The sequence below is a fragment of the Streptomyces sp. NPDC006435 genome (assembly GCF_040612315.1).
Taxonomy (GTDB): domain Bacteria; phylum Actinomycetota; class Actinomycetes; order Streptomycetales; family Streptomycetaceae; genus Streptomyces.
Map to the genome: position 1 here is coordinate 33,929 of NZ_JBEXPY010000058.1, position 13,882 is coordinate 47,810.

The window sequence follows — 13,882 nt, forward strand, 5'->3', positions numbered from 1 at the left end:
GAAGTCTCCGTCACGTCGGTCCTTGAGGTTGAGGTGAATGTCGGCCGTGTACGGGGATCGCTCCACCGGAGCGTGGCGTTCGGGTGTGTCGGCGCGGATTCGGGGGAACCGCCGGGCAGATCGCGAGGGCCGGGGTCCGCGTGGCAGGAGTGCCGCAGGGGGAGAGGCCGCAAAGGCAGGGAGGGGAGGACGAGGAGAGGCAGAGAGGGCCGGCGCGGTGTCGTGGCCGTGATGGTGAGCCGCTGCGGAGGGGGTACGGCTGCCGGAGGTTGGCGCGACGCCCTTTTCGCGCCGTGCCCCGCCTCGATGCCTTGCCTCTCCGCCTTTCCCGGCTCCCGTCTCCCTCCGCCTCTCGTCTCTTCCGCCTCCCGGCTCCTGCCCGTCGACCTGTTCGTCCGTCGTGTCTTTCCTGCCGAACCCGTTACCGTTCGACCGGGAGACCTGCGGCGCGCCATGCCTGGAAGCCGCCGATCAGGTCCGTCGCCCGGTGCAGTCCCAACTGCCGCAGGGACGCGACGGCGAGGCTCGACGCGTAGCCCTCGTTGCAGACGATCACGAGCCGCAGGTCATGACTCACGGCCTGCGGGGCCCGGTGGCTTCCCAGCGGGTCGAGCCGCCACTCCAGTTCGTTGCGCTCGACGACCAGCGCTCCCGGGATCAGCCCGTCCCGTTCCCGCAGCTCCGCGTAGCGGATGTCCACGAGCAGCGCGCCGTCCGAGGCGGCGGCTGCCGCCTCCTGCGGACCGACCCTGACGAACCCTGCCCTGACCCGTTCCAGCAGCTCGTCGATACCGACCGGTTCCGCACCGTTCCGATGGCCGTCGCTCACTGCCAGTCCTCCGGTCGCTCGACCTGTTCCAGCCGGAGCAGGTCCCCGGTGCGGCTGTAACGCCGGATCCTCGGCAGCGGCGGATAGTACGCGTGGACGGAGACGGCGTGCTCCGTCGCGGAATCGTTCAGCACCTCGTGGACGTGATGGCGGCCGAAGGCCCTGCCCTGACCGGTGGCCAACTCCCTGGAACGGTCGATCCCCTCGGTGAGTTCGAGGGTCTTCCAGCCGTCGGTGGGCAGCCGGGCGGCGAGCGACAGCTCCTTGAGGGTGCCGGCGGCGGTGGTGAAGGCGCCGATCGAGTCGGCGTGGTCGTGCCAGCCGGTACCGGTGCCCGGCGGCCAGCCGATCAGCCACGCCTCGCTGCCGCCGGGGCCGTCGAGCCGGCTCCAGGTGCGGCCCTCGGGATCGAGGGGGAGCGAGGCCACGACCTCGGCATCGGCGGCCGTGCGACGGACGAAGTCGAGCAGTTCCGCAGCCGTCGGGCCGGAGCCGGTGGGCGCGGGAGCGGTGGGTACGGACGCAGGAGTGGGTGCGGACGTGCGTACAGAGGGTGAGGAGGAGGCAGACACGGGGACCGTCCTGATGAGGGTTCGCGCGAGAGCCCGTCCGTACGACGGGGCGCACGGCGGGGCAGGGAAGGGCGAGTCAGCAGGACGGTCGACACACGCAGCCCGCGTAGCGGACGAGGTCCATATGGACCCTCCGCCACAGGCACACATCGGTGTCGGTCATGTTCCGGAGTACACCATGGACGTCCGCAGTGGTCAATTGACGTCCGCGGTCCGGTCGGAGCGTGCGGCGTCATGCGCCGCGCCGCCCCGTACCGCGTCCGCCGCCGCGAAGAGTTCCCCGGGCCGGACCCCGCCGAACGACGCCACGAGATGACCGTCCGGCCTGATCAGCAGCACGGTGTGGGCCGACGCCCCCGGGTAACTCTCGGTCACCAGCAGTTCGCCCTTCATCGGCAGGGCGGCGACGGCCGCGGCGAGGCGCGGCATGACGCCCGCGGTCATCCAGTGGCGCCGGTCCCACACACCGGTGCCGGGCGCCACCAGGACCACCAGCAGATGCCCCTGCCCCAGTCGTTCGCGCAGCCGCACGGTCGTGCCGTCGGGCGCGGTCACCCGCACATCGGCCACCGGCGCACCGGGGGGCGTACCCACGGAGGTGTGCGCCTCGGCATGCGCGGGCGCAAGGGGCGAATGCGAGTACGAGGGAGGTGCGCCGAGTGGGCCGCATCCCAGATGCCCGTCGGTGAGCAGTGAGTCGTGCCCCCGCACGCTCCCCGGCACCAGGGCCCGCAGTCCTCCGCCGCCGCGCAGTATCGGCAGCGACTGGTCCGCGGCGCGCAGCCGCGAGGCGACCGCGGCCCGGCGCTCGGCCTGGTAGCTGTCGAGCAGCACGTCGGAGGCGCCGTGATGCCAGGCCTGGGCCAGCTTCCAGGCCAGGTTCTCGACGTCCCGCAGCCCCTCGTCGAGCCCCTGGGTGCCCAGCGCGCCCAGCAGATGCGCGGCGTCCCCCGCCAGGAAGGCCCGGTCGACCCGCCAGCGCAGGGCGAGCCGGTGATGCAGCGTGTACACGCCGGTGTCCAGCAGTTCGTACGGCGGTGTCTCGCCGCACCAGCCCGCCAGGGTGTCCCGGACCCGGGTGATCAGCGCGTCCGGAGTGACGAGTTCGCCCCGCGGCGGCAGCAGCCAGTCCAGCCGCCAGGCACCGTCCGGCAGCGGGCGCGCGGTCACCTCGGCGCCACCCGTGCGCCACGGCGGCAGCCGGTGCAGCACGGCCTGCCCCGGCCAGGGCAGTTCGGTGCGCAGCGCGGCGACGGCGTGCCGCTCCACCGCCGTACGCCCCGGGAACCGGATGTCGAGGAGCTTGCGCACGGTGGACCGGGCGCCGTCGCAGCCCACCACGTAACTCCCGCGCCACCAGGTCGCGTTGGGCTCCCTGGTGTGTACCGTGACGCCCTTCGGATCCTGCTCCAGGGTGTCGATCCGGCTGTGCGCGGCGACCTGAACCAGCTCCTGCCCGGCCACCGCCTCGCGCAGTGCACGCGTCAGTGCGTGCTGCGGCAGATGGATGGGCGAGGCCGGAGGGCCGTCCTCGTGGGAGCCCTCGCCGAGCCCGAGCGGCAGTTCGCGCACCAGCTGCTTGCGCCGCACGGACCGCCAGCCGGACCATCGGACGCCCTCGTGCCGCAGCGCCTTGCAGCCGAGGCGTTCGACCAGGGCCAGGGTGTCCTCGCGCAGCACCACGGTACGGGCGGGGCGCGTCTCGTCCTTGTCCGGATCCTCGTCGAGCAGGACGGTGGGCACGTCCTGCGCCGCGAGGGCGAGCGACAGCGCCAGGCCGACGGGCCCGGCACCGACGACGATCACCGGGTCCACGGGACAGCTCCTCGGATCCGTGCGGACGACACCGGCACCACGGCCGGGAAAGACGCCGGTGACATGGGCGAAGGTGCCCCACGGCCCGGCAGACAGGCGGACGACGGAAGGGGTGTGGCGGCGGCGGGTGCTGGGGGCGCGATCACAGAACGTATGCAACCTACTGCCCGTGCTTGCGTCAAGCGACACCGGACGGCGCTGAGGGGCGGTGGCAGGTCTGCCACCGCCCCTCAGGACGTATTTCGACGAGCCGTCAGACGGCGCGTCCGTCATCGACGATGAGCGACGGCTCACCGATCGTCTTCTGTACGCCCCCCGAAGTAGTGCCCTTGCTCTTCTTCGTGCGCCGGAGCCATCGCTCCAGCCAGCTCGCGAAGGAGGTGAGCGCGAAGTTCAGCAGCACGAAGATCACAGCGATGATCGTGAAACACGCGATGGTGTTGGCACCGTAGTTCGCGCTCATCGGGCGGACCGAGGCCAGTAGCTCGGTGAAGGTCATCATGGCACCGCCGAGCGCGGTGTCCTTCATGATGACGACGAGCTGGCTGACGATTGCCGGCAGCATGGCTGTCACCGCCTGCGGCAGCAGCACGAACACCATGACCTGGCTCTTGCGCATGCCGAGCGCCTTGGCAGCCTCCGCCTGGCCCTTCGGCAGGGTCTCGATGCCCGCCCGCACGATCTCGGCGAGGACCGAGAAGTTGTACAGCACCAAACCGGTCACCACGGCGTACAACGGACGCACATCGGTGTCGATGGTGGTGTACTCCGCGTACACCGCGTTCGCGACGATCATCAGGATGAGTACCGGGATGGCGCGGAAGAGCTCCACGACAATTCCGGCCGGAACCCGCACCCAGCGGTGGTCCGAGAGTCTGCCGATTCCGAACAGGGCGCCCAGCGGCAACGCGATGATCAGGGCGAAGAACGCCGCCTTGAGGGTGTTCTGGAGGCCCGGCCAGATGTAGGTCTCCCACGGCTGGATGCTGGTGAAGAAGGGCTTCCACTTGACCCAGTCGAGCTGGTGCTTCTCGTCCAGGCTGGTGTAGACCCACCACAGCACGCCTGCGGCGGCCAACACGAACAACACCGTGTAGAGAATGTTGCGCTGTTTGGCGCGCGGTCCCTGGGCGTCGTAGAGGACGGAACTCATCGCTTCACCGCCACCTTCTTGCTCACCCAGCCGAGGATCAGGCCGGTCGGGAGGGTCAGGACGACGAAGCCGAACGCGAAGACCAGCGCGATCAGGACCAGCTGGGCCTCGTTCTCGATCATGCCCTTCATCAGGTACGAGGCCTCGGCGACACCGATCGCGGAGGCGACCGTGGTGTTCTTCGTCAGCGCGATCAGTACGTTGGACAGGGGATTGACCACCGCACGGAACGCCTGGGGAAGAATGATCAGCCGCAGTACCTGGATGAAGCTCAACCCGAGCGCGCGGGCCGCCTCGGCCTGGCCGACCGGCACCGTGTTGATGCCGGAGCGCAGTGCCTCGCAGACGAAGGCGGCCGTGTAGGCGACCAGGGCGAGCACGGCCAGCCGGAAGTTGATGGTGTCGGTGTCGTCACCGCCGAGCGCGACGCCCAGCGTCTGGTACAGACCGAGCGACGAGAACACGATGATCACGGTCAGCGGAATGTTCCGGACCACATTCACGTACGCGGTGGCGAAGCCGCGCATCAGGGGGACCGGGCTGACCTTCATTCCGGCCAGTAGCGTTCCCCATATCAGGGAGCCGAGGGCGGAGAGGACGGTGAGCTGCACCGTCACCCAGAAGGCCCCCAGCAGGTCATAACCTTCAAGAAAGTCGAACACGATCTCCCGCGCTTCCGCGTGTCGGAGGGCACGGCGCGCCGTCACTCAAGGACGGCGCGCCAGGTCAGCCCTGCATCACTTGACGATGTTGCCGATCTTCGGGGCGGGCTCGTTCTTGTAGTTCGCCGGGCCGAAGTTGTCCTTCACGGCCTTGTCCCAGGAACCGTCCGAGACCATCTTGGTGAGAGCGTCGTTGATCTTCTTCTTGAGGTCGGCGTCGCCCTTCTTCAGGCCGATGCCGTAGTTCTCGTTGGTCATCTTGAAGCCGGCCAGCTTGAACTTGCCCTGGAAGTCCTTCTGCGAGGCGTAGCCAGCCAGGATGCTGTCATCGGTCGTCAGCGCGTCGATGACCTCGTTCTCCAGGCCGGTCAGGCACTCCGAGTAGCCGCCGTACGTCTGGAGGTCGGCCTTCGGGGCCAGCTTCTCCTTGACGTTCTGGGCCGAGGTCGAGCCGGCGACCGAACACAGCTTCTTGTTGTTCAGGTCCTCCGGCGACTTGATCGTTTTGTCGTCGGCGCGGATCAGGATGTCCTGGTGGGCCAGCAGGTACGGGCCCGCGAAGTCGACCTTCTGCAGACGCTCGTCGTTGATCGAGTAGGAGGCGGCGATGAACTTCACGTCGCCCCGGTCGATCGCGGTCTCGCGGTCGGCGCTCTTGGTCTCCTTGAAGACGATGTCCTCGGCCTTGTAGCCGAGCTCCTTGGCGACGTACGTGGCGACGTCGACGTCGAAGCCGACGTACTTGCCGTCGGGGGTCTTCAGGCCGATGCCGGGCTGGTCGATCTTGATGCCGATCGTGATCTTCTTGCCGTCGCCCGAGCCACCGTCCTCCTTGTCGGAGCCGCAGGCGGTGGCGGTGAGGGCGAGGGCGAGCACGGCGGCCGAGGCGGCGGTGACCTTACGAAGCTGCATGGTGATTTTCCCTAGAGTTGACGCGATACGAGCGATCGGCCGGCCCGGGAACCGGCGGTGCGGATCGATCAGGGGCGAAGCCGGTGGTGCGGATCGATCAGTGGTGAAGGATCTTCGAGAGGAAGTCCTTGGCCCGGTCACTGCGCGGGTTGCTGAAGAACTGGTCGGGCGTGGCCTCTTCGACGATCTTTCCGTCCGCCATGAAGACGACCCGGTTCGCGGCCGAGCGCGCGAAGCCCATCTCGTGCGTGACGACGACCATCGTCATGCCGTCCCGGGCGAGCTGCTGCATGACCTCCAGCACCTCGTTGATCATCTCCGGGTCGAGCGCGGAGGTCGGCTCGTCGAAGAGGATCACCTTGGGGTCCATCGCCAACGCCCGCGCGATGGCCACGCGCTGCTGCTGACCCCCGGAGAGCTGGGCGGGGTACTTGTCGGCCTGCGTCGCCACGCCCACCCGGTCCAGCAGCGAACGGGCCTTGTCCTCGGCGGCCTTCTTGTCCGTCTTGCGGACCTTGATCTGGCCCAGCATCACGTTCTCGAGCACCGTCTTGTGCGCGAAGAGATTGAACGACTGGAAGACCATGCCGACATCGGCGCGCAGCCTGGCCAGCTCCTTGCCCTCCTGGGGCAACGGCTTGCCGTCGATCGAGATGGCGCCCGAGTCGATCGTCTCCAAGCGGTTGATCGTGCGGCACAGCGTGGACTTCCCGGACCCGGAGGGCCCGATGACGACCACGACCTCGCCACGGGCGATGGTCAGGTCGATGTCCTGGAGCACATGCAGCGCGCCGAAGTGCTTGTTGACGTTGCTCAGTACGACAAGGTCGCTCGCCCCGGGCGTGGCGTCCTCGGCGCCCTTGGTCACTGAAACTCCGCTCATCGGCTTCTTGCTCCGTCCTCCTCGGTTGGAAGGACCATAGGGACGCGGTGCTACCACCGTCATTACATCTGAGCGGAAATTGAGGATAACGATCCGGTGGCGGCCGGACACACCGCGTGAACGGGGAGGGGACCGTCCGACCCGGGGCGTACCGGGTGCATAACGGATGGCCGGATGCGATGGGCGGGCTCTTGACTGACACACCGCTCATCGGAGTGGATGCCTTGGTACGCCATGACGTGAAACGCCTCGGTACGGGGAAGTGACGGGGAGCGTACGGGAGAACGCACCGACATGTACCGACACCACGCATCCACCCGCCCGCGGCACGTGGGCACGCATCGACCCCGAACCCTCGCGACCCCGGAAAGGGAGGCCATGAGACTGCTGCTCGTCGAGGACGACAACCATGTCGCGGCCGCCCTCTCCGCGATCCTCGCCCGGCACGGCTTCCGGGTTGTGCACGCGCGCAGCGGCGAGGAGGCCCTCCAGGCGCTGCTGCCCGCGGACACGGAGCCGTTCGGCGTCGTGCTCCTCGACCTCGGCCTGCCCGACCAGGACGGTTACGAGGTGTGCGGGAAGATCCGCAAGCGCACCTCCACCCCGGTGATCATGGTGACCGCACGCTCCGACGTCCGGTCGCGGATCCACGGTCTCAACCTCGGCGCCGACGACTACGTGGTCAAGCCGTACGACACCGGCGAGCTCCTCGCCCGCATCCACGCGGTCAGTCGGCGCAACACGGCGGGCGAGGACACCGTGCCCACGCCCGTCGCCGCGCTGCGCCTCGGACACGTCCACATCGAGCTCCCGACCCGCCGGGTCAGCGTCGACGGGGCGGAGGTCCAGCTCACCCGCAAGGAGTTCGACCTGCTCGCGCTGCTCGCCCAGCGACCCGGGGTGGTGTTCCGCCGGGAGCAGATCATCAGCGAGGTGTGGCGCACCAGCTGGGAGGGCACGGGGCGCACGCTCGAAGTGCACGTCGCGTCCCTGCGTTCCAAACTGCGGCTGCCCGCACTGATCGAGACGGTGCGCGGGGTCGGCTACCGCCTCGTCGCCCCGACCGCGTAAGGGCGTACGTCCCAGGTGCGCACCCGGCTCCTTCCCCTGCTCATCATCCTCATGGCGGGCGTGCTGCTCGCCCTCGGTTTCCCGCTGGCCGTCAGCGTGGCCGCCGCCCAGCAGCAGCGCGTCGTCATCGACCGCATCGACGACACGGCGCGCTTCGCGGCGCTCGCGCAGTTCATCACCGAGCCGACGGCCGGGCACGACGAGCGCCGGCGCACCCTGCGCAACGAGCTCGACACCTACGCATCGGTGTACGGCATTCGAGCCGGTGTCCTCTACCGGGACGACCGGGCCATGGCGAAGGCCCCGGCGACCTGGCAGCTCCCCATCGACGGCGCGGGCCGCGAGGCGTTCAAGGAAGCCCTCCTGGGGCGGCGCAGCCACGATCCGCCGCAGGTCTGGCCGTGGCAGGACGGCAGGATCGTCGTCGCGTCGCCCGTCGTGCGGGACGGCGACGTCGTCGCCGTCGTGGTCCTCGACTCGCCCACCGACGGGATGCGTTCGCGCACGCTCCGCGGCTGGCTGTTGATCGCGGCCGGTGAAGCGGTCGCGATGCTGGTGGCCGTCGGCGCCGCGATCCGCCTCACCGGCTGGGTCCTGTTGCCGGTACGGACCCTGGACGCGGCCACCCACGACATCGCCAGCGGACGCATGCGGTCCAGGGTCGTGTCCTCCGGTGGCCCACCGGAACTCAGACGCCTGGCCCGCTCGTTCAACGAGATGGCCGACAACGTCGAGACCGTGCTGGAGCAGCAGCGCGCCTTCGTCGCCGACGCCTCGCACCAGCTGCGCAACCCCCTCGCCGCGCTGCTGCTGCGGATCGAGCTCCTCGCGCTCGAACTCCCCGAGGGCAACGAGGAGATCGCCTCCGTGCGCACGGAGGGCAAACGCCTCGGGCAGGTCCTCGACGACCTGCTCGATCTCGCGCTGGCCGAACACGCCGCGGCCGATCTGCAGCTCACGGACATCGGCGCGCTCACCGCGGAACGCGTCGCGTCCTGGCGGCCGGTCGCCGAGGAGAAGGGGGTACGGCTCAGGGCGGACGGTTCGTCCGCGGTGACCGCCTGGGCGGATCCGATCGCGCTGTCGAGCGCCCTCGACGCCATCATCGACAACGCGCTGAAGTTCACCCCGGCGGGAGAGGAGGTCCTCGTCACGGTCGCCTCCGGCCGCGACGACGTGACGGTCGTCGTCGCCGACCGCGGACCCGGCCTCACCGCGCAGGAGATGGAGCGCGTCGGGGACCGGTTCTGGCGCAGCACCCAGCACCAGAACATCCAGGGATCAGGTCTGGGACTGTCCATCTCGCAGGCGCTGCTGGCCGCGGGCGGCGGTTCGATCGGTTACACGGCCCACGAACCGCACGGGCTGCGCGTGACGGTCTCGGTGCCGCGCAACGGTCCCCAGGGCTGAACCGGGCCCGGTGCGTGGAGACGGGCGATGCGCGGGGCCGGGCAATGCGGGGGAGCGGGTGATGTGCGGGGCCGGTCGCGGTGCTGCGGGGGACGGGCGACGTAGGGGGAGCGGGGTCAGGGCTTGACCGAGCGGTAGTAGCGGCTGGCCCCTTCGTGCAGCGGCAGCGGATCGGTGTAGATCGCCGTGCGCAGATCCACCAGTTGCGCCGCGTGCACCTCGCTCCCGATCCGGTCCCGGCTGTCGATCACGGTCCGGGTGAACGCCTCCGTCAGCGCCGGGTCCGAGTGCTTCGTGGTCACCAGCACATTGGAGACCGCGACCGTCGGCACCGCCTGCCCCTGCTGTGCGTTGCGGTAGGCGTCGGCGGGCATCACGGCCGAGCGGTAGTAACGGGCGGATCCGCCCGTGGCCTGGAGCCTCTCGACCAGCCGGGCCTCCAGCGGCACCAGCCGGATCGGGAACCGGCCCGCCAGTTCCTGCACGGCGGTGGTGGGCAGCCCGCCGGACCAGAAGAAGGCGTCGAGCCGTTCGTCCTCCAGCTGCTCGGGCATGGTGTCGATGCCGGAGGGAACCGGTGTCACGTCGTCCTCGGGATCGAGACCGGCCGCCGCCAGCACCCGGTCGGCGACCAGGCGCACCCCCGAACCCCGCTGCCCCACACCGACGCGCTTGCCGCGCAGGTCCGAGACCTTCCGTATCCCCGAGTCCCGGGGCACGACCAGCTGGATGTAGTCGTCGTACAGCCGCACGCAGCCCCGCAGCAGGTCGGCACCGGGCTTGCCGCTGCTCAGATAGGTGGCGAGGGCGTCGGTGGTGGCGATGGTGAAGTCGGCCTTCCCGGAGGCCACCCGTGCGATGTTCTGCTGCGACCCCTCACTGGTCTGCAGCCGTATCGACACCTGGGGCAGATCCTTGGCCAGGTCCCCCCTGAGCCGTTCGCCGTAGCGCTGGTAGACCCCGCTGCGCACGCCGGTGCTGAAGGTCAGGGTTCCCGTCGGCTCCGACGGCCCGAGCGGGAGCAGCCACCACAGCAGCAGCCCGAGCACGACGACGAGGGCGGCGCACGCCTGGAAGGCGCGGCGCCTGCCGATGCGGGAAAGAGCCTGGAGCATGGCGGCGATCCTGCCAGTCCGTCCCGGTGATGACCAGGGCCGATCTCACTGTTTCCGCCTGGGCCCGCCGTCGGCTCCCGCTGTTTCCGCCGGGCCGGTCGTCAGTGGGGCCAGCCGGGGGCGGGGTCCTCGTCGAGAAGCGGCCGGATGGCGCCCAGTACGGCACCGATGCACACGTCACGCAGTTCGGTGCGGGTGCAGGTCTCCTCGGTGAGCCAGTCCACGCACAGCACCTGGACGAATACCAGCCAGCTTTTCAGGACGCCCGACACGGCCTTGCGGGTGTCGTCGTCGGCGAGCGGGAGGACGCCGAGCAGCCGCTCGCGCAGGGCGTCGAGCTCGTCGTTCATGATCGTCTGGACCAGACGGTCGCCCGCCAGCACCCGGTTCGCCGCCAGGACGGTGTTGCGGTTCTCCGCGAAGTACTCGATGTGGGCGTCCAGGCCCTCGGTGAGCTGCTCGACGAGGGTGTCGGCGGGGTCGAACCGGCTCCTGGCGAGAAGCTCCGTGGCCACCTGCTGGTAGAGGACGGCGAAGAGATCGCGCTTGCTGGGGAAGTGCTGGTAGAGCAGCGCGCGGGAGACGCCGGCCCGCTCGGCGACCCCTTCCATCAGGACGTCGTCGTACGGATGCGCGGCGAAGAGTTGCGCGGCGACGGCGAGGAGCTGGGCGCGTCGTTCGGCTGGACTGAGTCGCTGACGGGGAGGCACCCGCCCATGCTACTTGACACATGTCTACTGGGTGGCCGTAGCTTGGTAGACGCGTGTCCAGTAAGGCGTTCGTCGAGCAGGATCGAACAGAGGGGGATGGTGGATCGTGTCCAGAGGCAAGGTGCTCCGGGGGCTCGTGCTGGCAATGGGGTACGCCTGCGTGGCGATCGGGCTCTTCCACGTACTGCTCGGGAACGCCGCGATTCCGGGCGAGGGCTCGGCCGGTCCGACGATCGACAGCCTCGGGCGGTTCTTCGGCGCGGTCTTCGCCGGGTACGGCCTCGGCTGGCTCTGGGCGGCCCGGCGGTCGCCGATTCCCGCGACGGCGGTCCGGTGGCTGGCCGGGATATTCCTGCTCGGGGCGATCGGGCGGGTGCTGTCGCTGGCCGTGCACGGGTGGCCGCACTGGTTCCAGGTGGCGCTGGCGGTCGTCGAGCTGGTGCTGGCGCCGTTGCTCCTCCTGCTCGCGGACGCCGAGGAACGCGCGGACGCCGAGAAGAAGGAGGTGGGGGCGGCTGGGGCACGGGACGCGGGCGCCTGACGGCCGCACACCGGGTGGGGGCGGCCCCGCGCGGACGGCGGGCGGTCCGTGCCGGGGCGGGGAAACCTCGTGGCCGTCGTGTTCGCGGGGCCGGTATCGTCCGGTTCCCGGACCGCCGTACCAGCGGTTTCCCGCGTTCCGAAAGTGATGACCATGACCAGCGGACGAGCGACGACGACCCTGTGGCGCCCCACCGGCCCCGAGGAGCTGGAGCTGGTCCGGGAGCTGGACTGGCGGGCGTGGCCGCCCCGGCTTCCCGAGCAGCCGATCTTCTACCCGGTCCTCGACGAGGAGTACGCGATCATGATCGCGCGGGACTGGAACGTGAAGCACGACGGCGCCGGCTTCGTCACCCGGTTCGAGGTCGAGTCGGATTTCCTGAGCCGTTATCCCGTCCGGCAGGCGGGCGGGCGGACGATCCTCGAATTCTGGGTACCGGCCGAGGAGCTCGACGAGTTCAACGCCCACATCGTCGGCGAGATCCAGGTGGTCCACGAGTTCCGCTGACGCCGGGCCGGGGGAGGGGGCACCGCTCCCCTCCCTTCCCCCGCGCCCCCGCCGTACGGGCCCGGCGGCGTCCCGGCCCGAGGCGGCGGGGGCCCTCTCCGGACCACCTACCCTTGTGGGCATGACCAGCAGCAGCGACCGGAGCCCCGCAGTGAGCGTCGAGGGACCCAAGACCTACGAAGTCCGCACCTACGGGTGCCAGATGAACGTCCACGACTCCGAGCGGCTGTCGGGGCTGCTGGAGGGCGCGGGTTACGTCCGTGCGGACGAGGGTTCCGACGGCGACGCCGACGTCGTGGTCTTCAACACCTGCGCGGTGCGGGAGAACGCCGACAACAAGCTCTACGGCAACCTCGGCCGGCTCGCCCCGATGAAGACGAAGCGGCCCGGCATGCAGATCGCCGTCGGCGGCTGCCTGGCGCAGAAGGACCGCGACACCATCGTCGAGCGGGCCCCGTGGGTCGACGTCGTCTTCGGCACGCACAACATCGGCAAGCTGCCGGTGCTGCTGGAGCGCGCCCGGGTCCAGGAGGAGGCGCAGATCGAGATCGCCGAGTCCCTGGAGGCGTTTCCCTCCACCCTCCCCACCCGCCGTGAGTCCGCCTACGCGGCGTGGGTCTCCATCTCCGTCGGCTGCAACAACACCTGCACCTTCTGCATCGTCCCGGCGCTCCGAGGCAAGGAGAAGGACCGCCGCACCGGCGACATCCTCGCCGAGATCGAGGCCCTGGTCGCCGAGGGCGTCTCGGAGATCACCCTGCTCGGCCAGAACGTGAACGCGTACGGCTCCGACATCGGCGACCGCGAGGCGTTCTCCAAGCTGCTGCGCGCCTGCGGGAGGATCGAGGGACTGGAGCGGGTCCGCTTCACCTCCCCGCACCCCCGCGACTTCACGGACGACGTGATCGCGGCCATGGCCGAGACGCCCAACGTGATGCCCCAGCTCCACATGCCGATGCAGTCGGGCTCGGACGCGATTCTCAAGTCGATGCGGCGCTCGTACCGGCAGGAGCGTTTCCTCGGCATCATCGAGAAGGTGCGCGCCGCGATGCCGGACGCCGCGATCTCCACCGACATCATCGTGGGCTTCCCCGGCGAGACCGAGGAGGACTTCGAGCAGACCATGCACGCGGTCCGCGAGGCGCGCTTCGCCAACGCCTTCACCTTCCAGTACTCCAAGCGCCCCGGGACACCGGCCGCCGAGATGGCGGACCAGATCCCCAAGGAGGTCGTCCAGGAGCGGTACATGCGCCTGTCCGCCCTCCAGGAGGAGATCTCCTGGGAGGAGAACAAGAAGCAGGTCGGCCGGACGCTGGAGATCATGGTCGCGGAGGGCGAGGGCCGCAAGGACGGAGCGACCCACCGTCTCTCCGGCCGCGCCCCCGACAACCGCCTGGTCCACTTCACCAAGCCGGACGAGGACGTGCGGCCGGGCGACGTGGTGACCGTCGAGATCACCTACGCGGCCCCGCACCACCTCCTCGCCGAGGGCGCTCCGGTGGCCGTGCGGCGGACCCGGGCCGGGGACGCCTGGGAGAAGCGCAACGCGGCCGAGGCCGCCAAGCCGGCCGGGGTGATGCTGGGCCTGCCCGGCATCGGGGCCCCGGCGCCGCGGGCCCCCGCGGCGGGGCGCGGGGGGGGGGGGGGCGGGGCCCCGGCCGGTAGGAAGAGCGGGGGGGGGGGGGAGAGTGGTTGTGAACCC

The 13,882-nt window shown here is 70.0% G+C and carries 15 protein-coding genes; 5 read left to right on the top strand and 10 right to left on the bottom strand.

The features are described from left to right. Positions 1 to 421 precede the first annotated feature (421 nt). The 8 genes from ABZZ04_RS34790 to ABZZ04_RS34825 form a co-directional block, all read right to left on the bottom strand. Positions 422 to 829 carry a rhodanese-like domain-containing protein gene (locus ABZZ04_RS34790; protein ID WP_356936225.1) on the bottom strand — a complete coding sequence of 136 codons (408 nt, stop codon included), beginning with the start codon at positions 827 to 829 and terminating at the stop codon, positions 422 to 424. Then, positions 826 to 1,401, bottom strand: coding sequence for a cysteine dioxygenase (locus tag ABZZ04_RS34795; protein ID WP_356936226.1), 576 nt, complete (start codon positions 1,399 to 1,401; stop codon positions 826 to 828). The genes ABZZ04_RS34790 and ABZZ04_RS34795 overlap by 4 nt, the downstream gene beginning before the upstream one ends. A 76-nt stretch (positions 1,402 to 1,477) precedes the next feature. Further along, positions 1,478 to 1,564: a putative leader peptide gene (locus ABZZ04_RS34800; RefSeq protein ID WP_356936238.1), complete on the bottom strand. Its 87-nt coding sequence runs from the start codon at positions 1,562 to 1,564 to the stop codon at positions 1,478 to 1,480. Positions 1,565 to 1,596: 32 nt separating this feature from the next. Then, positions 1,597 to 3,216 (bottom strand): FAD-dependent monooxygenase, encoded by a 1,620-nt coding sequence (locus ABZZ04_RS34805; protein WP_356936227.1) that lies wholly within the window; start codon positions 3,214 to 3,216, stop codon positions 1,597 to 1,599. A 253-nt stretch (positions 3,217 to 3,469) separates the two neighbouring features. Beyond that, positions 3,470 to 4,369 (bottom strand): amino acid ABC transporter permease, encoded by a 900-nt coding sequence (locus ABZZ04_RS34810; RefSeq protein WP_356936228.1) that lies wholly within the window; start codon positions 4,367 to 4,369, stop codon positions 3,470 to 3,472. Beyond that, positions 4,366 to 5,031 carry an amino acid ABC transporter permease gene (locus ABZZ04_RS34815; protein WP_356936229.1) on the bottom strand — a complete coding sequence of 222 codons (666 nt, stop codon included), beginning with the start codon at positions 5,029 to 5,031 and terminating at the stop codon, positions 4,366 to 4,368. The genes ABZZ04_RS34810 and ABZZ04_RS34815 overlap by 4 nt, the downstream gene beginning before the upstream one ends. 75 nt (positions 5,032 to 5,106) lie before the next feature. Continuing rightward, positions 5,107 to 5,943, bottom strand: a complete 837-nt coding sequence (locus ABZZ04_RS34820; protein WP_356936230.1) for a glutamate ABC transporter substrate-binding protein — start codon at positions 5,941 to 5,943, stop codon at positions 5,107 to 5,109. Between the two features lie 97 nt (positions 5,944 to 6,040). Next, positions 6,041 to 6,826: an amino acid ABC transporter ATP-binding protein gene (locus tag ABZZ04_RS34825; RefSeq protein WP_148839770.1), complete on the bottom strand. Its 786-nt coding sequence runs from the start codon at positions 6,824 to 6,826 to the stop codon at positions 6,041 to 6,043. 378 nt (positions 6,827 to 7,204) lie between these two features. Here ABZZ04_RS34825 and ABZZ04_RS34830 point away from each other — a divergent pair, with 378 nt between their 5' ends. Together ABZZ04_RS34830 and ABZZ04_RS34835 are read left to right on the top strand one after the other, a co-directional pair. Further along, positions 7,205 to 7,897 carry a response regulator transcription factor gene (locus tag ABZZ04_RS34830; RefSeq protein ID WP_356936231.1) on the top strand — a complete coding sequence of 231 codons (693 nt, stop codon included), beginning with the start codon at positions 7,205 to 7,207 and terminating at the stop codon, positions 7,895 to 7,897. A 15-nt stretch (positions 7,898 to 7,912) separates the two neighbouring features. Next, positions 7,913 to 9,307 (top strand): HAMP domain-containing sensor histidine kinase, encoded by a 1,395-nt coding sequence (locus tag ABZZ04_RS34835; RefSeq protein ID WP_356936232.1) that lies wholly within the window; start codon positions 7,913 to 7,915, stop codon positions 9,305 to 9,307. Positions 9,308 to 9,423: 116 nt separating this feature from the next. Here ABZZ04_RS34835 and ABZZ04_RS34840 read toward each other — a convergent pair whose 3' ends face one another. Further along, positions 9,424 to 10,422 (bottom strand): TAXI family TRAP transporter solute-binding subunit, encoded by a 999-nt coding sequence (locus ABZZ04_RS34840; RefSeq protein ID WP_356936233.1) that lies wholly within the window; start codon positions 10,420 to 10,422, stop codon positions 9,424 to 9,426. Between the two features lie 101 nt (positions 10,423 to 10,523). Then, positions 10,524 to 11,132: a TetR/AcrR family transcriptional regulator gene (locus tag ABZZ04_RS34845; protein ID WP_356936234.1), complete on the bottom strand. Its 609-nt coding sequence runs from the start codon at positions 11,130 to 11,132 to the stop codon at positions 10,524 to 10,526. A gap of 106 nt (positions 11,133 to 11,238) precedes the next feature. On the opposite strand from ABZZ04_RS34845, the gene ABZZ04_RS34850 reads away from it, so the two are divergent. The 3 genes from ABZZ04_RS34850 to miaB form a co-directional block, all read left to right on the top strand. Beyond that, positions 11,239 to 11,673, top strand: a complete 435-nt coding sequence (locus ABZZ04_RS34850; RefSeq protein WP_356936235.1) for a DUF4345 domain-containing protein — start codon at positions 11,239 to 11,241, stop codon at positions 11,671 to 11,673. Between the two features lie 153 nt (positions 11,674 to 11,826). Continuing rightward, positions 11,827 to 12,180, top strand: coding sequence for a hypothetical protein (locus ABZZ04_RS34855; RefSeq protein ID WP_356936236.1), 354 nt, complete (start codon positions 11,827 to 11,829; stop codon positions 12,178 to 12,180). A gap of 121 nt (positions 12,181 to 12,301) precedes the next feature. Beyond that, the coding region (gene miaB / locus ABZZ04_RS34860) for a tRNA (N6-isopentenyl adenosine(37)-C2)-methylthiotransferase MiaB (protein ID WP_356936237.1) at positions 12,302 to 13,882 on the top strand (1,581 nt) is incomplete at its 3' end.